Origin of the sequence: Pseudoxanthomonas sp. SGT-18, from assembly GCF_003931645.1 — a bacterium.
Lineage (GTDB): Bacteria > Pseudomonadota > Gammaproteobacteria > Xanthomonadales > Xanthomonadaceae > Pseudoxanthomonas.
On sequence record NZ_RRYJ01000002.1, the window covers coordinates 208,297 to 227,378 of the forward strand.

The 19,082-nt window shown below is 71.6% G+C and carries 19 protein-coding genes; 11 read left to right on the forward strand and 8 right to left on the reverse strand.

All coding sequences use genetic code 11. The features are described from left to right. Nucleotides 1–46: 46 nt before the first annotated feature. The 8 genes from EIM47_RS04005 to EIM47_RS04040 all read left to right on the forward strand — a co-directional run bounded on the left by EIM47_RS04005 (nt 47) and on the right by EIM47_RS04040 (nt 8,893). Nucleotides 47–472 (forward strand): DUF695 domain-containing protein, encoded by a 426-nt coding sequence (locus EIM47_RS04005; RefSeq protein ID WP_125076205.1) that lies wholly within the window; start codon nt 47–49, stop codon nt 470–472. Nucleotides 473–554: 82 nt separating this feature from the next. Then, a complete protein-coding gene (locus tag EIM47_RS04010) occupies nt 555–1,109 on the forward strand; it encodes a hypothetical protein (RefSeq protein WP_125076206.1) in 555 nt (184 codons plus the stop codon). 421 nt (nt 1,110–1,530) lie between these two features. Continuing rightward, the gene (locus EIM47_RS04015) at nt 1,531–1,929 is read left to right on the forward strand and encodes an MAPEG family protein (RefSeq protein ID WP_125076207.1); all 399 of its coding nucleotides are present in this window, start codon (nt 1,531–1,533) and stop codon (nt 1,927–1,929) included. An 83-nt stretch (nt 1,930–2,012) separates the two neighbouring features. Then, the gene (locus tag EIM47_RS04020) at nt 2,013–3,197 is read left to right on the forward strand and encodes a hypothetical protein (RefSeq protein ID WP_125076208.1); all 1,185 of its coding nucleotides are present in this window, start codon (nt 2,013–2,015) and stop codon (nt 3,195–3,197) included. A 174-nt stretch (nt 3,198–3,371) separates the two neighbouring features. Then, nucleotides 3,372–5,216 carry a DEAD/DEAH box helicase gene (locus EIM47_RS04025; protein WP_125076209.1) on the forward strand — a complete coding sequence of 615 codons (1,845 nt, stop codon included), beginning with the start codon at nt 3,372–3,374 and terminating at the stop codon, nt 5,214–5,216. Nucleotides 5,217–5,395: 179 nt separating this feature from the next. Continuing rightward, a complete protein-coding gene (locus tag EIM47_RS04030) occupies nt 5,396–7,003 on the forward strand; it encodes a GGDEF domain-containing protein (protein ID WP_125076210.1) in 1,608 nt (535 codons plus the stop codon). Between the two features lie 64 nt (nt 7,004–7,067). Continuing rightward, nucleotides 7,068–7,796 (forward strand): pseudouridine synthase, encoded by a 729-nt coding sequence (locus EIM47_RS04035; RefSeq protein WP_125076211.1) that lies wholly within the window; start codon nt 7,068–7,070, stop codon nt 7,794–7,796. Between the two features lie 5 nt (nt 7,797–7,801). Next, complete coding sequence (locus EIM47_RS04040; RefSeq protein WP_028914755.1) at nt 7,802–8,893, forward strand: sensor domain-containing diguanylate cyclase; 1,092 nt, start codon at nt 7,802–7,804, stop codon at nt 8,891–8,893. 1 nt (nt 8,894) lies between these two features. On the opposite strand, the gene EIM47_RS04045 is transcribed toward EIM47_RS04040, so the two are convergent. The 4 genes from EIM47_RS04045 to EIM47_RS04055 are packed head-to-tail and all read right to left on the reverse strand — an operon-like array spanning nt 8,895 to nt 11,429. Further along, nucleotides 8,895–9,836, reverse strand: coding sequence for a DMT family transporter (locus tag EIM47_RS04045; protein WP_125076212.1), 942 nt, complete (start codon nt 9,834–9,836; stop codon nt 8,895–8,897). 46 nt (nt 9,837–9,882) lie between these two features. Further along, nucleotides 9,883–10,077: a DUF2238 domain-containing protein gene (locus tag EIM47_RS15880; RefSeq protein WP_240626150.1), complete on the reverse strand. Its 195-nt coding sequence runs from the start codon at nt 10,075–10,077 to the stop codon at nt 9,883–9,885. Between the two features lie 8 nt (nt 10,078–10,085). After that, the gene (locus EIM47_RS04050) at nt 10,086–10,535 is read right to left on the reverse strand and encodes a DUF2238 domain-containing protein (RefSeq protein ID WP_240626152.1); all 450 of its coding nucleotides are present in this window, start codon (nt 10,533–10,535) and stop codon (nt 10,086–10,088) included. Nucleotides 10,536–10,592: 57 nt separating this feature from the next. Beyond that, entirely contained in the window at nt 10,593–11,429 is an 837-nt protein-coding gene (locus EIM47_RS04055) for a DUF72 domain-containing protein (RefSeq protein WP_125076213.1), read from the reverse strand. Nucleotides 11,430–11,570: 141 nt separating this feature from the next. On the opposite strand from EIM47_RS04055, the gene EIM47_RS04060 reads away from it, so the two are divergent. Then, the gene (locus EIM47_RS04060) at nt 11,571–13,196 is read left to right on the forward strand and encodes a serine hydrolase (protein WP_125076214.1); all 1,626 of its coding nucleotides are present in this window, start codon (nt 11,571–11,573) and stop codon (nt 13,194–13,196) included. Between the two features lie 184 nt (nt 13,197–13,380). Here EIM47_RS04060 and EIM47_RS04065 read toward each other — a convergent pair whose 3' ends face one another. After that, nucleotides 13,381–15,174 (reverse strand): DUF885 domain-containing protein, encoded by a 1,794-nt coding sequence (locus EIM47_RS04065; protein WP_164514546.1) that lies wholly within the window; start codon nt 15,172–15,174, stop codon nt 13,381–13,383. A 111-nt stretch (nt 15,175–15,285) separates the two neighbouring features. Here EIM47_RS04065 and EIM47_RS04070 point away from each other — a divergent pair, with 111 nt between their 5' ends. Further along, a complete protein-coding gene (locus EIM47_RS04070; RefSeq protein ID WP_019398448.1) occupies nt 15,286–15,633 on the forward strand; it encodes a GFA family protein in 348 nt (115 codons plus the stop codon). Nucleotides 15,634–15,645: 12 nt separating this feature from the next. Here EIM47_RS04070 and EIM47_RS04075 read toward each other — a convergent pair whose 3' ends face one another. Further along, a complete protein-coding gene (locus tag EIM47_RS04075) occupies nt 15,646–15,939 on the reverse strand; it encodes a hypothetical protein (protein ID WP_019398449.1) in 294 nt (97 codons plus the stop codon). A 45-nt stretch (nt 15,940–15,984) separates the two neighbouring features. Continuing rightward, nucleotides 15,985–16,950 carry a LysR substrate-binding domain-containing protein gene (locus EIM47_RS04080; protein WP_125076216.1) on the reverse strand — a complete coding sequence of 322 codons (966 nt, stop codon included), beginning with the start codon at nt 16,948–16,950 and terminating at the stop codon, nt 15,985–15,987. 205 nt (nt 16,951–17,155) lie between these two features. Here EIM47_RS04080 and EIM47_RS04085 point away from each other — a divergent pair, with 205 nt between their 5' ends. Next, nucleotides 17,156–18,058 (forward strand): DMT family transporter, encoded by a 903-nt coding sequence (locus tag EIM47_RS04085; protein WP_125076217.1) that lies wholly within the window; start codon nt 17,156–17,158, stop codon nt 18,056–18,058. A 3-nt stretch (nt 18,059–18,061) separates the two neighbouring features. Here EIM47_RS04085 and EIM47_RS04090 read toward each other — a convergent pair whose 3' ends face one another. After that, nucleotides 18,062–18,970, reverse strand: coding sequence for a peptidylprolyl isomerase (locus EIM47_RS04090; protein ID WP_125076218.1), 909 nt, complete (start codon nt 18,968–18,970; stop codon nt 18,062–18,064). Between the last annotated feature and the right edge of the window lie 112 nt (nt 18,971–19,082).

The following is a 19,082-nucleotide window of genomic DNA, read 5'->3' on the forward strand; positions in this document are numbered from 1 at the left end:
GGCTTAATTCATGCGTTAGCCGTCGCACCAACTCTGAGGGGAACTGATGGAAGAGCTTCGCGAGGACTGGACTCAGTACGTCACTAATGATGATGAAGACGGTGAAAAGTTTTGGGAGTTGCGGGACTCATTCCCAAGCGGCTTTGACGCAGCCCTCTATTCAACTGCCGTAATCATTGAATGGCACTACGGGGATGCGGGTTTGCCAGGCAAGGCAACGCTCTTGGCTCTACACGAGCTTGAGGAGCATTTGTCTCCCTTGAATGATCCTGAGAGGAACAGCATCCTCATTCATATCATTCGCGGCGGCGGCACAAGCGAGCTCGCTTACTACGTTCGAGACTATCAGCAGTTCATCTATGCACTTAACCAAGCCCTCGCCGGAAAGCCGCGCTACCCAATTCAGATTGAGTACTTCCCAGACCCAGCATGGGAGTATCGCCGTTCAATTGTGGACAATTTTTCGCAATGACTGCGGCGGCTAACAATTCATTCGAGCCGACGCCGCTTCGCGGCGCGGCTTAACTCAGGTGTTAGGCCGCATATGACATGCCATGGCTAATCTGATCATTACACGCGCCATAGCTACGAGAGCTCGTATCAAACGAGATCACTTGGGCGAAGCTCAGGCGACCGACGCGCCGCTTGGCAATTGGTACGTTACGTTCTTGCCAATGGCAGAGCGCAACGCCTTTGTGTATATGAGCAGTCGCACTCAGCTGAGCTTCCTCATGCTGGAGGGAGAGCGCCTCACGGCCGAAAAGCTGTTCATAAGCTTGGTTCGGGGCATTTCCCTAGTGCTTGAGCTCGCCGGTTACCCGGACCATGTGCGGGAGCGAGTGATGAACGGGTATCGCGCTGTTGCATTTGCGCGAGCAGCTGATCTTTCCAAACTCGGCGTGCTGACCAACTGTGCACTCGATTACGAGGCCTTCATTGAACAGGATGGCGGCTTGAACCGCTGCAGTCTTGACCAGCTGGTAATTGACATGAATTCCCGACCAGCTAAGAAGCTTGGTTTCAGTACACCGCTTGAAGAGACTGCCAAAGCGCTTGGTGTGCGGCCTAACAAATCATTCAAGCCGATGCCGCTTCGCGGCACGGCTTAATTCTGGCGTTAGGGCTGGGGTGTTTGGTAGCAGGGGATGCGGCGTCGGGCTTCGGCAGGGGAACGCAATGGGCAGGTGGTGTGCGTCATCGCATCGGCTAGAGCGCGGGGAAGGCGCCGGGTCGGTGAGCATCTCAGGCAATCAGGTCGCGGGCTTGCCCGCGTTGCAGGCCGCCCTTCGGTCATGGCGCTGGCCTATCCCCGGCCAGCCAGCCGGCGAGGACCAGGATGCCCATGGCCAGGGCGGCGCGCAGCTAGAAACCGAGCCGGCCAGGCGGCAGCGGGCGCACGTGGCGGATCTCGCGCAGCAGGCCTTGCGGCCCGGGGGAAGGAGGCTCCGGGACCGGGGGCAGGCGCGCGTTCGACATGCGCATATCGTAGCCCCAACGCCGTTGCTAACCTGTGGGCCTACATCACAGGAGGTGGCCGTGGGCATCGAGATCCATTATCTGGGCTGGTCGGTGGTGCTGGGCGTGGCGCAGTTGCTGCTGGCCGGCATGCTGGTGACCCGCCAGCGCGGGGTCGAATGGAATACCGGGCCGCGCGATGCCGATCCGGGTCCGCTCCCGCCCAGGGCCGGGCGCGCCGACCGCGCGTTCCGCAACTTCATGGAGACCTTCCCGTTCTTCGCCGCCGCGGTGCTGGCGGTGGTCGCCACCGGCCAGGCCGATGCCTGGACCGCGCTCGGGGTGCAGCTCTATTTCTGGGCGCGCGTGGTGTACGTGCCGCTGTACCTGTACGGCGTGCGCTACCTGCGTTCGCTGGCATGGGGCGTCTCGATGGCCGGCCTGCTGCTGGTGCTGCTGCCGCTGTTGCGCTGAACCGTTCGTCGACGTTCATCGACGGTTGTCCGGCGCGGCCGGGCACCGCCTAGACTGGGTGCATGCAAGCCGACCGTCCTTCCATGTCCAAGGCCTCCCGCCAAATCCTGTCCGTGGTCCTGCTGCTGGCCGCGGCCATTGGGGTGCTGGTCGCCTGCCAGCGTTTCGTGGCCGATGAGGAAGAGGTCCAGACCCAGCCAGTGGCCTCGCCGGAAGAGGGTGGCGCGGTCAGCCGCGATCCGATGCCGGAAGAGGCCATGTCGGTGGAGGCATTGCCGCAGGGGCAGGCGGCCGAGCCGGAGGGCGAGGTGGACTGGTCGCCGCGCGAGCTGTCCGGCCAGGCCTGGATCAGCTGCAGCCTGGACTACCGCGAGGGCGACGGCGCGGCGCTGGCCTCGCTGGAGCGCGAAGCGCTGCGCGAGGGCGTCGAGGCCTGCCGCGAAGGGCAGGTCGTGCGCGTGCGCTATACCGGCAAGATCAGCCCCGAGTTCACCGCCCTGGTGCAGCGGGTCACGGTGACCGCCGACGAGCTGGGCATCGTCCACCGCGTGCTGGACCTGGACTCCACCGGCGGCCAGGTCGAGGACGCGATCCGCGCTGGCGACTGGATCGGCAACCACCACTGGACCCTGTGGGTGCGCGAGGACTCGGTCTGCCACAGCGCCTGCGTGTTCGTGCTGGCCGGCGGCGACAGTCGGGTGCTGGCCGGGCGCGTGGGCATCCACCGCATCATCCGCCTCAGCTCTACCGCCACCAGCCGCCAGGAGCTCAACACCGAGCTGCAGGCGGTGTACGGGACCGTGCGCGCCTACCTGGAACGCAACGGCGCCTCGCCGCTGCTGGCCGACGTGATGAAGACCGTGCCCAACCGCAGCCTGCGCCTGCTCAACCAGGACGAACTGGCCGCCTACGGCCTGGACGGCAACAACGCCGCCCAGGACGACCTGGACCGGATGCGGCTGCTGGCCAAGTGCGGCGACGACTTCATGCAGCGGCGCGACCGCTGGATCCGCGCGTTCGAGGAGCGCTGCCGCGGCGAGCGCGAGGTGTACGCGCGCAATGCCTGCGGCCTGGAGCTGCGCCGCGGGCTTGGTTTCCCCGACGACACCTGCCCGGCGGAGAGCCCGCTGGCCGAGTTCAACGCGGTGGAAGTGGTGCTGCTGGACGCCGAGTCCACCGCCGGCGAACCGGACGGCGAGGGTGCCAGCGAGGCGGCCGCTGCCAGCGCGCCGGCCGGCGCGGCCACCGGGGTTGCCGGCGGCGGCTGAGGCTGCCCGCCACCGGGCTTCGCGGCCGGTACACGGCGGCCCGGCGCATGATGGGGCTGAATGGACGGCCCGTCCGAATCCCGCCGTGGGGCGACAAACCCCGCGTTGCAGCGCACAATGGCGAACTTTCATGTGTCCCCGCCGCGCCTCCAGGCGCCGCCGCCGGAGTCCCGGATGTCTTCCCCCGCCCAAGAAACCCCTGCCGCGCCGAGCTTCGGCGAACTCGGCCTGCCGCAGCCGTTGCTGGCTGCCCTGACCGAAGTCGGCTACGAAACCCCCTCGCCGATCCAGGCCGCCACCATCCCCGCGCTGCTGTCCGGCCGCGACGTGCTGGGCACCGCCCAGACCGGTACCGGCAAGACCGCGGCCTTCGCCCTGCCGATCCTGGCCCGGCTGGACCTGGCCCAGGCCAGGCCGCAGGCGCTGGTGCTGGCGCCGACCCGCGAACTGGCCATCCAGGTCGCCGAGGCGTTCCAGCGCTACGCGGCGAAGATGCCCGGCTTCCAGGTGCTGCCGATCTACGGCGGCCAGGGCTACGGCCCGCAGCTGCACGCGCTGCGCCGCGGCGTGCACGTGGTGGTCGGCACCCCCGGGCGCATCATCGACCATCTCGAGCGCGGCTCGCTGGACCTGTCGGCCCTGCGCGCGCTGGTGCTGGACGAGGCCGACGAGATGCTGCGCATGGGCTTCATCGACGACGTCGAGGCGGTGCTGCAGAAGACCCCGCCGCAGCGCCAGGTGGCGCTGTTCTCGGCGACCATGCCGCCGCCGATCCGGCGCATCGCCCAGACCTACCTGCGCGATCCGGTCGAGGTGACCATCGCGGCCAAGACCACCACCTCGGCCAACATCCGCCAGCGCTACTGGTTCGTCAGCGGCCTGCACAAGCTCGACGCCCTGACCCGGATCCTGGAGGCCGAGCCTTACGACGCGATGATCGTGTTCGCGCGCACCAAGGCCGCCACCGAGGAGCTGGCCAACAAGCTGCAGGCGCGCGGCGTGGCCGCCGCGGCGATCAACGGCGACATGCAGCAGCAGCAGCGCGAGCGCACCATCCAGCAGCTCAAGGACGGCCGCCTGGACGTGCTGGTAGCCACCGACGTGGCCGCGCGCGGCCTGGACGTGGAGCGCATCAGCCACGTCCTCAACTACGACATCCCCTACGACACCGAGAGCTACGTCCACCGCATCGGCCGCACCGGCCGCGCCGGGCGCAGCGGCGAGGCGATCCTGTTCGTCACCCCGCGCGAGAAGGGCATGCTGCGCGCGATCGAGCGCGCCACCCGGCAGCCGATCGAGGAAATGCGCCTGCCGACCGTGCAGGCGGTCAACGATCGCCGCGTGGCGCGGTTCTTCGAGCGCATCAGCAGTGCCCTGGAGGCTGGTGGCCTGGAGGAATACCGCGAGCTGGTCGACCGCTATGCGACCGAGCACGACGTGGGCGCGGCCGAGATCGCCGCCGCCCTGGCGCGCCTGCTGCAGGGCGACGTGCCGCTGCTGCTGGAGGCCCGCGACGAGCCGGCCCCGCGCGAGCCGCGCCCGGCCCGCGAGCCGCGCGCGTTCGAGGAGCGCGAGCCTGGCCCGCGTCCGCCGCGCGGCCGCGACGACGACTTCGCCCCGCGCGCCCCGCGCGCGCCCAAGCCGCCGCGCGAGGCGCCGCAGCCGGGCATGGAGACCTACCGGGTCGAGGTCGGGCACGTGCACGGGGTCAAGCCGGGCAACATCGTCGGCGCGATCGCCAACGAGGCCGGGCTGGAGGCGCGCTACATCGGCCGCATCGACATCCACGAGGACCATTCGATCCTCGACCTGCCGGCCGGCATGCCGCCGGAGATCATGGGCGTGCTGCAGAAGGCCTGGGTGGTCGGGCAGCAGCTGCGCATCAGCCGCTGGGATGGCAGCCATGCGCCGTCGCCCAACGCGCCGCCGGCGCGCGGGCGTTTCCGCCCGACCGGGACGCGCCCCGCACCGCGCGGCCCGAAACCGCACCGCAAGGGACCGCCGCGCCCGCGTTCCTGACCGGCGCGGGGCCGGCCCCGGGGTAGGCTGATGTCGGTCACAAAAGCAACAATCCCAAAGGATGATCCAGGCCCGTGGGTGACCGTGGCCGCGCTCCGTATTATGGGCGGGTGAAACCGCAACGGAGCAGACCGGGCCGCGCGCGGCTCCATCCATGGACCTGGCCCAGGGTCGGCTTGATGGTGCTCGCGTTGCTGGCGATCGCGGTGGTGGTCGCCAATGCCTTCGGCCGCATCCAGCGCTGGCCGCCGACCGCCCACCTGGTGACCGGCCAGCCCACCCAGGAACAGCCTCGCACCCGCGATTGCCCCGCCGACGCCCCGGTGCCGCCGGCGCGGGCGGTGGTGCATCCGCCGCCGGGCGGCTGGCCCGGCGTGCCGCAGGCGGTGAGCGTGTTCAACGTGTTCGCCGGCGAGGTGCGCCTGGAGTACGGTGGGCACCGGGTGTGCGGGCTGATGCACGACGCCCGCACCCGCGATTCCCGCTTCCGCGCGGGCGTGGGCATGGTGATCGTGCCGCAGGCCGGTAACCAGGACCCGGTGATCGTGTACTGGCAACCGGCACTCAAGCCCGGCTGGATCCCGACCATCCGCATCGGCGCGCCCAGCGAGGTGCAGCACGTGGACACCCTGCGCCTGGTGGTGCGCACCGCGTGCCTGGCGGTGGCCCTGGTGCTGGCGGCCACGGCGCTGATGGCCTATCCCGGCGCGCGCGACTGGACCTTCCTCGGCTATGCGGCGCTGTGCGGCCTGTCGGTGGTCTGGCAGGCGGTGCTCAGCGGCCTCAGCGGCTATCCGGAACCCTGGCTGCCGGTGGCCGGGCACGAGCCGCGCTGGTTCGTGGGCCTGTCCAGCATGGGCCTGGGCGCGGTGCTGTGCGGCATGGGGCTGCTGGTGGCCGGCCCCGGCCTCCCGCCGGGCGTGCGCCGGCGCATGGTCCTGGCCACCGCCGGCACCTGGATCGCCGCCAGCCTCACCGTGCTGCTGGCTCCGCTGGCGTGGCTGGAGCCGCTGGCGGTCGGGGTCGAGCTGGCGTTCCGCATGGTCTACCTGCTGATCTTGGGCTGGGCCCTGCACCGGCTGTGGCGGCAGCGCCCGGGGGTGCTGCCGGCGCTGGCGGGGATGCTGCCGTTCGCCCTGATCGCGCTGCTGGAGCTGGCCGGCAGCCGCCTGCTGATCGAGTACCGGGTCGAGGTGATCCAGCTGGCGATCACCTGGTTCCTGGCGGTCAGCGCCTATGCGCTGAACCTGCGTCTGGGCCGCCTGCGCCGCCAGCGCGACGAGATGCAGCAGCTGGCCGAGACCGACCCGCTGACCGGGCTGCCCAACCGCCGCGCCGGCCTGCGCCGGCTGGGCGAGATGTTCGCCGTCGCCCGCGAGGACGGCACGGCGCTGAGCGTGGCCTTCATCGACATCGACCACTTCAAGGCGATCAACGACGACCACGGCCACGAGGCCGGCGACCGGGTGCTGGTGGCGGTGGCGCAGGCGCTGCGGGCCACGGTGCGCGGTGCCTCCGAGGCGGCGCGCATGGGCGGCGAGGAGTTCCTGATGCTGCTGCCGGGCGTGGCCGCGGACTCGGCGGTGCAGCGCATGCATGCCCTGCGCGTGCGCCTGGCCGCCACCGCGCGCGAGCTGGGCCTGGAGGGGCTGTCGCTGACCGCCAGCATCGGCGTGGCCACCCTGCGCGACGGCGATGCCGATGCCGCGGCGTTGCTGCGCCGGGCCGACCAGGCCATGTACGCGGCCAAGCGCGGCGGGCGCGACCAGGTCCAGCTGGCCGGCTGAGCCGTTCCCGACCACGGGGAGCGCGCGACGCAGCGCGGCGGCGGCCGGAAGCGGATAATGGGCCATGACCGAAGACGCCGTCCGCCTCAACAAGTACATCGCCGCCACCGGCTTCTGTTCACGCCGCGAGGCCGACCGCCTGGTCGCCGCGCGCCGGGTGACCGTCAACGGCGGCCCCGCCGGCATCGGCACCACGGTCGCCCCTGGCGACGAGGTGCGGGTCGACGGCCAGCCGCTGAAGGCGCGCGCGGCCAGGCCGGGCAAGCGCCGCCACGTCTACATCGCCCTGAACAAGCCGGTGGGCATCACCTGTACCACCGAGAGCTCGGTCAAGGGCAATATCGTGGACTTCGTGGGGCACGAGCAGCGGATCTTCCCGATCGGCCGCCTGGACAAGGATTCCGAAGGTCTGATCCTGATGACCAGCAACGGCGACATCGTCAACGAGATCCTGCGCGCCGAGAACGGGCACGAGAAGGAGTACCTGGTGGCGGTGAACAAGCCGGTGACCGACGAGTTCCTGCGCGGCATGGCCCGCGGCGTGCCGGTGCACGGGCAGATGACCCTGCCGTGCCGCACCAGCCGGATCGCCAAGTTCGGCTTCCGCATCGTGCTGCGCCAGGGCCTGAACCGGCAGATCCGGCTGATGTCAGCCGCGTTCGGCTACCGCGTCACCCAGCTGCGGCGGGTGCGCATCGACAACGTCAGGCTCGGCGCACTCAAGCCCGGGCAGTGGCGCAACCTGACCCCGGAGGAACTGCGCGGCCTGCTCCCGCAGTTCGACAACTGGTGAAGACCATGCAGCCGGCAACAGCACCAGCGCCGCGTCCGCCGCGGCCGGGCAACGAAGCCGAACGGCTGGCGGCGTTGCGCGCCACCCGCCTGCTCGACACCCCGCGCGAGCAGGCGTTCGACGACCTGGTGGCGCTGGCCTCGGCGATCACCGGCGCGCCGATGGCGGCGGTCTCGCTGATCGACGCCGAGCGCCAGTGGTTCAAGGCGCGCACCGGCTTCGACGCCTGCGAGACCCCGCGCGACGCCGCCTTTTGCGCGCACACCATCCTCGAGCCGCAGCGCATGCTGGTGGTGGAGGACGCCACCCGCGACCCGCGCTTTGCCGCCAACCCGCTGGTCACCGGCGGCCTGCACATCCGCTTCTACGCCGGGGTGCCGCTGCTGGATGCCGAAGGCCACGCCCTGGGCAGCCTGTGCGTGTTCGACAGCCGCCCGCGGGTACTGGGCGAGGAGGGCGCGGAGGCGCTGCGCGCGCTGGCGCGCCAGGCCGGCTTCCTGATCGAACTGCGCCGCACCACCGAGGCGCTGAACCTGTACGTGCGCGAATGCGCTTGGTACGAGCAGCAGCTGCTGCACTACTCGCAGCTGCTGGAGGCGCAGAACGCCGACCTGGCCGAGCAGACCCGTACCGACCCGCTGACCGGGCTGCGCAACCGCCGAGGCTACGGCGAGGCACTGCGCGCGGCGGTGGAGCGGGCGGGGCGCGAGGGCACGCCGCTGTCGCTGGCGGTGCTGGACCTGGACCACTTCAAATCGATCAACGACACCTACGGCCACGCCGCCGGCGACCGCGTGCTGGTCCAGGTCGGCCACGCGCTGGGCGAGCGGATGCAGGGCGTGGGCGTGGCGGCGCGGTATGGCGGCGAGGAGTTCGCGCTGCTGCTGCCGGGCCTGGACCTGGGGCAGGCGCGCGCGCATTGCGAGAGCCTGGTCCGCGCGGTGGCGGTGGTGGAGGGCGGCGGCGGGGTGACCGCCAGCATCGGCGTGGCGCAGTGGCGCCCCGGCGAGGAGCCGGGGCAGGCGGTGGCCCGCGCCGACGCGGCCATGTACCGCGCCAAGGTCGGCGGCCGCGCGCGGGTGGAAGTGGCCGACTGAATCAGTCCACCAGCTGGCGCGCGGCGTCCGCCGCCGGCGTGCTCGCCGCCGGGCGCCGGCGCGACAGCAGCGGGTCCAGGAACACCGCGGCCAGGACGATGGCCACGCCCAGGTAGAACTGCAGGCTCAGCTCGCGCTGCTCGCCCAGCAGCAGCGCCGCCAGCACGATCGCGTACACCGGCTCGAGGTTGGTCACCAGCTGCACCGCGTAGGCGCTGAGCCGGCGCAGCGCCACCAGCGCCAGCGCGAACGGCAGCAGGGTGCAGGCCAGCGCCAGGACCAGCAGCAGGATGCCGTCGCGCAGGCCCGGCAGGGCCAGCAGCCGGCCGGCGAACTCCGGCGCCAGCAGCGGCATCAGCGGCGCCAGCGCGCCCAGCACCAGGGTGCCGGCGCCCAGTTCCAGCGCGGTGACGGTCAGCGGATCGGCATGCTCGACCAGGCGCTTGTTGAGCGAGCCGAACACCGCCACCAGCAGCGCCGAGAGCGCGCCCACCGCCACGCCGGCGCGCATGCCGTCCGGCACGCCACCGACCACCAGGGCCACGCCCGGCAGCACCGCCACGCCCAGCACCAGCTCGCGCGGGCGGAACGGGCGCCGCGCCACCCAGGGCTCGATCACCGCGGTGAACACCGGCGCCAGGGCGATGCAGGTGGCCGCCACCGAGGCATTGGCCAGCTTGATCGCACCGTAGAAGGTCAGCCAGTGCAGGGCCACCAGCACGCCGACGCCGGCGTAGCCGGCCACCAGCCGCGGCGGCATTGCGCGCAGCCCGCGCCATACGCGCGGCAGCAGGGCCAGGGCGGCGACCACCAGCAGCATGCGCCACCACACCAGGGGCAGCGCGGGCAGCGCGATCAGCTTGCCGAGGATGGCGGTGAAGCCCCACAGCAGGACGCAGAAGTGGACCTGCAGCAGGGCGCGGGTGTGGGGGTTCATCGGCATGGCGCATTATCGCCCGCGGCGGGGCCGCCGGCGCGCGTCCATGGGCTCAGCGCCGCGGCGACAGCCAGCCGGCCAGGCCCAGCGCCGTGACCGACAAGGCCGCGCCCAGGGTGGCCAGCAGCATGTCCTTCTGCGCGTCCCACTCGTCGCCCTGGGTGCCCAGGTAGGCCTGGCCCAGGTCGCCGCCGAACATGCTGGCGGCCAGCCACTCGAAGATCTCGAACAACAGCGCGTGGGACATCACGAAGCTCACCGGCAGCACGTAGCGCCATGCCCGCGCGGCGGCGCCACCCGGTCCAGCAGCTCGACGCAGGCCGGGGCCAGCAGCAGGCCGTAGCCGAAGTGCACCAGGCGGTCGTAGGTATTGCGCTGGAAGCCGAACAGGGCATCGACCGAGAAGCCGAAGTGGTCGCGGAAGAACGCGTCGTACGGCACCTCGGCATAGGTGTAGTGCGCGCCGATGGCGTGCAGCACGCCGAACACGAACAGGCCGATGCAGCTGGGCCAGGCCAGCGGCATGCGCCGCCACAGCACCGGCAGCAGCGCCACCGCGGCCACCACCAGCACGTTCTCCAGGGCCCAGTCCTCGCGGTAGCTGGGATTGATGGCCAGGGCGGTCCAGATCGCCGCGTAGGCGGCGAGCAGGGCCAGGGCATGGCGGGTGGGAACGGGACGGCGTACGGATGCGGGCGCGCTCATGGGCGCGCATCCTCGCACGGACCGCCGCGGCCGGGCAGGGGCCGGCGACGGGCGGACTCAGGCCGCGGACAGACGCTGCAGCAAGGCCATGGCCGCGGCCGGGTTGCGCTCCTTGGCCGCGGCGATGAAGAACACGAACACCTCGCGCGGCTTCGCGGGCGGCAGCGGCGGACCGACGTGCGCCAGGTCCGCCGGATCCTCGCCGGCATGCCAGGCGCGGGCCCGTGCGGCCCAGGCGTCCAGCTCCGCGTCCGCATAGCCCTGCGCCAGCCCGGCGCGCGCCTGCATCACCCGCGCGTAGACGAAGTCGGCGGTGATGTCGGCGAAGGACGGGTGCTCGTCGGAGGCGGCCGCGACCAGGGCGATGTTGTGCCGGCGCAGCAGGGCCAGCAGCTCCGGGGTGAAGGCCGCGGGGTCGCGCAGTTCCAGCGCGTGGCGCAGGCGCAGGCCGTCCACCTCCGGCGGCAGCAGGGCGACGAAGTCGGCCAGCGCCTCCAGCGACGGGCTCTGGCCGCGGTCGAACTGCCACAGGATGGCGCCGAGGCGGTCGCCCAGGGTGGCGATGCCGCCGGCGAAGTCCTGCACCTGCGCGCCGGTGCCGGCCAGGCGGCGGCTGGCCATGATCCGCTTCGGCGCCTTGGCGGTGAACACGAAGCCCGGCGGGGTCTCGTCGCGCCAGCGGGCGTAGGTCTCCGGTTTCTGCGCGCCGTAGTAGGTGCCGTTGATCTCGATCGCGGTGACGTGGCGGCTGGCGTATTCCAGCTCGCGCCGCTGCACCAGCTTCTCCGGGTAGAACACGCCGCCGCGCCACGGCGCATAGGTCCAGCCGCCGATGCCGACGCGGATGCGCGGCTGGCCGGAAGCGGCGGGGGCGGGATCGAACAGGTCGGACATGGCGGTGGCCGGGGAGGAGCGGATGTCGATCGTAGCCGACCCGGCGCGCGGTTCCTGCATCGGCCACGCCCCGACTTCCGACACTCGGGCGCGCACGGCGGCTGCGCCTAGAATCGGCGCACACCCATACCGGAGCTGCCCATGGCCCTGCGCCCTTCGACCCTGTGCCTGTCCTGCCTGCTCGCGCTGGGCCTGGTGCCGTTGGCACCGGCCGTGGCGCAGGAGCCGGCCGCCACCACCGCTCCGGCGCAGGCCGCGCTGGATCCGGCCCGGCTTGGCGCCTGGGTGGAAGCGGCGCGCGAGCGCTTCGAGGTGCCGGGTATCGCCGTGGCGGTGGTCAAGGATGGCCAGGTGGTGTTCGAGGGCGGCTGGGGCGTGCGCGAGCTGGGCAAGCCCGATCCGGTGGATGCCCACACCCTGTTCGCCATCGCCTCCAACACCAAGGCCTTCACCGCCGCCTCGCTGGCGATGCTGGCCGACGAGGGCAAGCTGTCGCTGGAAGACCGGGTGGTCGAGCACCTGCCGGAGTTCCGCATGGCCGATCCCTACGTCACCGCGCAGATGCGCGTGCGCGACCTGCTGACCCACCGCAGCGGCCTGGGCCTGGGCGCCGGCGACCTGCTGTTCTGGCCGGGCAGCGACTACAGCACCGAGGAAGTGGTGGCGCGCCTGAAGGACGTGCCGCTGGCAAGCAGCTTCCGCGAGCGCTATGCCTACGACAACATCCTGTACGCCGCGGCCACCCTGCTGATCGAGCGGGTCTCCGGCCAGTCCTACGCGCAGTTCCTGCAGCAGCGCTTCTTCGACCCGCTGGGGATGGCCGGGACGCGCTTCAACGCCGACGCCCTGCGTCCCGGCGACCGCGCCGCCAGCGGCCATGCCAAGGCCGACTTCACCACCCTGCGCCCGACCTTTCCGCTCACCTGGCACAACGCCGCCGGCGCCGGTGGCATCTACTCCAGCGTGCACGACATGGCGCGCTGGATGAACGCGCAGCTGGCCGGCGGCCGCTACACCGATGCCGAAGGCCGGGAGCAGCGGCTGTTCTCCGAGCGCCGGCACAAGTCGATGTGGACGCTGCACACGCCGATCAACATCCCCGAGCCGGCGGTGCCGGAACTGGCCGCGTCCAGGCCGGACTTCCTCGGCTACGGCGAGGGCTGGATGCTGTCGACCTACCGCGGCGAGAAGCTGGTGTGGCACACCGGCGGCTGGCCCGGCATGGTCTCGCGGGTGACCCTGGTGCCGGGGCGCAACCTGGGCGTGGTGGTGCTGACCAACCAGGAATCCGGCGGCGCGTTCAACGCCGTCACCCTGCACGTGCTCGACGCCTTCCTGCAGCCGGCCGAACGGGTCGACTGGGTGGCGGCCTATGCCGCGGCGGCGGAAAAGTCGAAGGCCCGCGCCGACGACGCCTGGGCCAAGCGCGTGGCCGCGCGCGACAAGCGCTCCAAGCCCTCGCTGCCGCTGTCCGGCTACGCCGCGACCTACCGCGATGCCTGGTACGGCGACGTCGAGGTGAAGCAGGAGAACGGGCGCCTGCTGATGCGCTTCACCCGCAGCCCGCTGCTGGTAGGCGAGCTGCAGCACTGGCAGCACGACACCTTCCTGGTGAAGTGGCGCGAGCGCACGCTCAACGGCGATGCCTTCGTCACCTTCCACCTGGATCCGGACGGCAAGGTGCGCGAGGCGCGGATGGAGGCGGCCTCGGACCTGACCGACTTCAGCTTCGACTTCCAGGACCTGGTGCTGAAGCCGGTGGAGTAAGCCCCCGCCAGGGCAGTGCCGGCTCCAGGCACATTCGGCCATGGCTTCGGCTGGCATGGCAGCCGCGTCAGCCCGGACGCGCTCCGCGTATCCGGGCTGCGCATGCGTCCCGTCGCTCCGGCCAATGCCGGGACGACGGCGGCTCCCGCGGATCACCAATCACGAATCACGAATCACGAACCGGTCACCTCACCGGTTCGCCCAGCAGAAGCTGCCGCACGAAGCGCACCGGCGGGGCACCGTGGGACAGGACCTGGTCGTGGTACGTCTTCGCGTCGAAACGCTCGCCCAGCTCCGCCTCCGCCGCGGCACGCATGTCGAAGTGCTCCTGCGCGCCGACGAAGTAGGTCGGCAGCTGCGCCGAGGTCAGCTGCGCGCGCACCCACTTGCCGGCGGCCTCGCGCTCCTGCTGGAAGGTCTTCCGGACCATCAGGTCCATGGCCTGCTCGCGGCTCCAGCCGTCCACGTGCACGCCCTGGTCGAGGATCGCGTTGGCGATGGTGCGCAGGTAGAACTTCAGCTGCACCAGGCGGAACAGCGGGTCGTTGCCAAGGTAGCCGGCGTCGGCCATCACCTTCTCGGTGTACACTGCCCAGCCCTCGGCGAACGGACCGGAGCGCAGCACCGCGCGCAGGGTGGAGGGATGCCGCGCCGAGTGCCAGCCCTCCAGGTAGTGGCCGGGCGTGCCCTCGTGGATGCTCAGCAGGTGGATCATGCGCGAGTTGTATTCGCGCAGGAACGAGTCCACCTGTTCCTGGGTCCATTCCTCCGGGATCGGCGAGACCGCGTAGAAGGTCTTGAGGTTGCGGTCCAGCGGGCCGGGCGAGTCGCAATAGGCCACCGCCACGCCGCGCTGGAATTCGGGCATCTCGATGATTTCCACCGGCGCGTCGGGCAGGGTCACCAGGTCCTTCTCCCGCACGAACGCCGTGGCTTGCGCCAGTGCCGCCTCGGCGTCGGGGACCACGCGGTCGCGCGCCGGGCGCTCGGCGTAGGCCAGCTCCAGTGCGGCCTCGATCGCCGCCTGCTGCTGTTCCGGGGTCGGGGAGTCCGGCAGTTCGGGGACACCCGGGCGGTCGGCCAGCACCGTGCGGGCGATGCCGTACATCTCCGCGCGCACGCGCTCCAGCTCGGCCTCGGCGCGCTGGCGGATCTGCGCGCGCGACAGCGAGGACAGCAGGGCGAACTGCAGCTTGCGGTCGTACAGCTCCGCGCCGATGCGGAAGTCGCCGCGCGCGTTCGGGACCAGGGTCCGGTCCAGCCATGCCTGGTGCTCGACCACGGCCGCGCGCAGGCCGGCGATCGCCTCCTCGGCGGCCCGGCGGTCGGCCGCGTCCAGCTGGTCCAGCGCCGGGACCACGAGCAGGTCCACCAGGCCCAGCAGGCCGGAGTTCTGCCGGGCCACGGTCTCGGCGTGGATCTTCGGCACCCGCGCCGGATCGAGGTTGGCGCGCGCCTGCGCCAGCAGGCCGGGGATCAGGCGCATGCGCGCGGTGGCCGACCTGAGGCGTTCGGGCAGCGGCGCGAACTCGCGCGCCATCAGTCCGTAGATCGCGCTGCCGGCGAGGTCGCCGTAGACCTGCGGGTCCCAGGCCCAGGGCTGCAGCACTTCCGCGCTCCAGATGTCGTACTCCAGGCGGTTGCGCAGGATCGCGGCGTCGACCTGGTTGTCGCGGGACAGCGCGGCCACGTCCAGCGCATCCAGTTCGGCCAGCAGGGCGCGGCTGGTCTCCAGCGCCTGGCGGCGGCCCTCGGCGGAGAGGTCGTCCAGCTCGGCGTCATGGCGGTGGTCGCCGGCCTGGGTGGCGGCCACCGGCGACAAGCGCATCCAGGCCTCGAGCGCGCGCGCGGACAGGTCAGCGAAGGCGGCGTCGGCCGGGCTGGGCGCGGTGGCGGTGGACGCGGCTTCCGGGGCTTCGGGCTTCTGGCAGGCCGCCAGCGACGCGAGCAGGGCGAGGGCCAGCAGGCAGGGGCGCAGGTTCGGGCGCATGGCTATACCGGTGTCGAGGGATGGCGCAGGATAGGGGCAAGGCGCCGCCCATGCCCCTGCCATTGGCTGGGCCGCGCCACCACGCACGGGGAGGACACCATGAAGTACCAGGGAAGCTGCCATTGCGGCGGCATCGCGTTCACCGTCGAAGGACAGATCGATCAGGTGGTCGACTGCAACTGCTCGATGTGCCGGCGGCGCGGCGGCCTGCTGTGGTTCGTGCCGGCCAGCGCGTTCGAGCTGGCCACCCCGCGCGAGCGGCTGGGCACCTACCTGTTCAACCGCAAGCACATCCAGCACCACTTCTGCCCGACCTGCGGCATCGCGCCGTTCGGCGAGGGCACCGCCCCGGACGGCACCGCGACCGTGGCGATCAACGTGCGCTGCCTGCCGGAGGTGGACCTGGACGCGCTGAAGGTGGTGCGCTTCGACGGCGCCAGCGTGTAGCGCGGCGGTGGCCTATTCCTCTTCCGCCTCGAACTCCACCACCAGGCCCAGGCGCACCGCCAGCTCCTCCACCGCCTGGCGCACGCGCCGGGCGGTGTAATCGTTGGGCGCCTCGATCTCCAGGTCGTGCGCGCCGGGGCCGATGTCGTCGGACAGGCCGGCCGAGCTGGAATCCTCGTCGTCCAGGCGGGGCATCAGGTCGGCCACTTCCTCGACGTGCTCGACGCCCTCGATGCTTTGCAGCAGGTCGGCGACCGCGCGCAGGTCGTCCTGGTTGCCGATGATGCGGAGGCGTAGCTGGGGCATGGCGGACTCTCCCGATGGATGCCGCGCAGCCTAGCCACGCCGGTTTCAAGGCCGGGTGAGGAAGGCCTCCTCCCGGCCCTTGCGCCGGCGCGCGCCGGGCGGCCGCCGTCCCGGCGCGTCGGCCCATGGCGCCTCCTTGGCCTGCTGCTTGATCCAGTCGACGAACTTCGAGGCCGCCGGCGCCAGCGGGCGGTGCGCCGGATACACCGCGTAGTACGCGAACCGCGCCTGCATCGTCGGTCCGGGCAGCCGCACCACGTCGCCGCGCTCCAGCCAGCCCAGCGCCAGGTGGCGGCGGGCCAGGGTCGCGCCAATGCCTTCGGCGGCCGCGCGCATGGCGTCCGTGCTGTCGCTGAAGCTGTGCATCGGCGGCAGCCGCACGCCGCGCACGCCGGCGGCGCGGAACCATTCGCGCCAGCCCTGCTGGGTCAGGTCCGAAATCAACGGCAGCGACGCGATCTGGCGCGGCCCGGTGATGTCGGCCACGCCCGGCAGGCGCGGCGAAGCCACCGGGAACATCGCATCGTCCATCAGGTGGTGCGCCACCAGCCCGGGCCAGTGCCCGGGGCCATAGCGCACCGCCAGGTCGGGGCCGCCCTCGTCGAAGCGCGCCAGCGCCGGGCTGGTGTCGATCTCCAGCCTGACTTCCGGGTGCGCGGCGCAGAACTGCGACAACCGTGGCAGCAGCCAGCAGTGCACCAGCGAATGCAGGGTGCTGATCCGCAGCACCCGGGTGCCGGCGTCCGGCCGCAGGTTGCCGGCCACCGCCGAGACGTCGGCCAGTGCCGCGGCGGCGGCGTCGGCCAGCTGCCGGCCCTCGGGGGTGAGGGTGACGCCGCGGGCGTGGCGCTGGAACAGGGTCGTGCCCAGCAGCGATTCCAGCTTGCGCACATGGTGGCTGACCGCGCTGGCGGTCAGGTGCAGTTCCTCGGCGGCGTGGGCGAAGTTCTGGTGGCGCGCGGCGGCGGCGAACACCGCCAGCGCGGGCAGCAGGGCAGGACGGATGACCATGCGAGGCACGAACCAGATTTGTGGCTCGCCCCGATACTACGCGCTTGTCGGCGCGCCCGGCGACGCCGAAGCTGTGGCCATCGCGCCGGTGATGCGATGTCCGGAAACGGCGAGCGGCAAGGCAGCCACCGGCGCACGATTCCTTCCCCCTGGCCGCCGCGCCGCGTGCGCGACGTGGCCGCTCCGGTTACCCGAGGAGATACCGATGGATGGCACCAAGCAATGCCTGGAAGCCGGCGCCGCGCCCGTGGCCGGCGCCCGCGACTGGCGCACCCCGCTGGAACTGCTTGCGCTGGGCGCGGTATGGGGCGGCTCGTTCCTGTTCATGCGGGTGGCCGCGCCGGAGTTCGGGCCCTACGCCCTGGTGGAGCTGCGCCTGGCGCTGGGGGCGATGGTGCTGCTGCCGTTCCTGTGGCTGGCGCGGGCGCAGTTCCCGTTGCGCATCTGGCCGAAGCTGGCGGCCATCGGCGTGGTGAACTCGGCGCTGCCGTTCCTGCTGTTCGCCTGGGCGGCGCAACGCGCGCCGGCGGCGATCGGCGCGATCTGCAACGCCATGGTCGTGCTGTTCGCCGCACTGGTGGCGTACCTGGTGTTCGGCGAGAAGATCGGCGCACGGCGCGCCGTGGCGCTGCTGACCGGCTTCATCGGCGTGGTGGTGCTGGCCACGGCCAAGGTGTCCGGTCTGAGCATCGGCCCGGCGGTGTTCGCCGGCGCCACCGCGGCGCTGCTGTACGGCGTCGGCCTGAACCTGGTGAAGCGCTACATGGCCGGGCTGCCGCCGGCGGCCTCGGCGGCGGTGACCCTGGGCTGCTCGGCGCTGCTGCTGCTGCCGCTGGCGGCCACCCACTGGCCGGCCGGTGCGGTCTCGGCGCAGGCCTGGGGCTCGGCCATCGGCCTGGGCGTGCTGTGCACCGGGCTGGCCTTCATCTATTTCTACGGCCTGATCCACCGCATCGGCGCCGCGCGCACGTCCACCGTGACCTACCTGGTGCCGCTGTTCGGCGCGCTGTTCGCCTGGGTGTTCCTGGGCGAGCCGGTGACCCTGGCCATGCTGCTGGCCGGCGCCCTGATCCTGGGCAGCGTGGCGATCAGCCAGCGCGCGCGCTGAGCCTCAGTCGGCGGCCACGCGCACCGGCAGCATCACGTTGCACAGGTCGATGTGCCCGGCCGGGCGCTTGTAGAAGTCGTCGCGGCGGTTGCGGCGCGCTTCCACCAGCTCGGCGAAGGCGGCGCTGTCGGTGCGCAGGGCCTGCAGGCGCAGGCGTTCGCCGGCCGGCACCTCGCTGGCCAGCCGCACCGAGAGGATCGGCGTGCGCTGCGCGGGGTCTTCGTAGAAGCCCATCGGTTCGGGTCCGCGCGGCAGCGAGCTGAGCAGCTCGATGCCCTTCACCACGCGACCGACCAGGGTGATGTTGCGGTCCAGCTGGCGCGGCGACTGGCCGATCACCGCGTACAGCTCGGCGCCGATGCTGCTGTCCGGCTCGGCGTTGCGGCCGGCGCCGACCATGCCGTAGCAGTGGGCCAGCCAGGCCTTGCCTTCGTGCGGGTCGCGGCCGGCGGGGAAGCCGTCGACGAAGCCGACTTCCGGCGCCCAGCCATCGGCATCGGGCAGGCGGTGGAAATCCAGTCCCGCCGCCTCGCGCTCGAATTCCGCCGGCAGCTTGCGTGCGGCCCGGCCGAGATCCTTCGCCTTCTCCGGGTCCTCGCCATCGACATCACCGAACTGGGCGACGAAGTTGTCCTGCACCCGGTAGATGCTGGTGCCGTCCCAGAAATGGCCGTGCGCCAGGGTGGCGATGTTGCGCGCGTGCGCCGGGGCGAACGCAGGCGCCAGCTCGATGACCACCCGGCCGGCTTCGAGGTCCATGTACAGGGTGCGCTCCGGGTCCAGGTCGCGCCAGGCCGAGGCCGGCGCGTCGGCGAGGATCTCCTGGAGGCCGCGGGTCTGGGCCTGGGCGGGGGCAGGAGCGGCGAAGGCGGCGCACAGGGCGCAGGCGAGCAGGACGGGGCGCAGGGTCATGGGCGGCACCTGGGAATGGAGCCCGGATTCTGGCCCGACCCCGGCCGCCAGGGCCAGTACGGCCCCGGGTGACTATCGGCACATCCGCTATACCGAAGTTAAGAATAGCCTT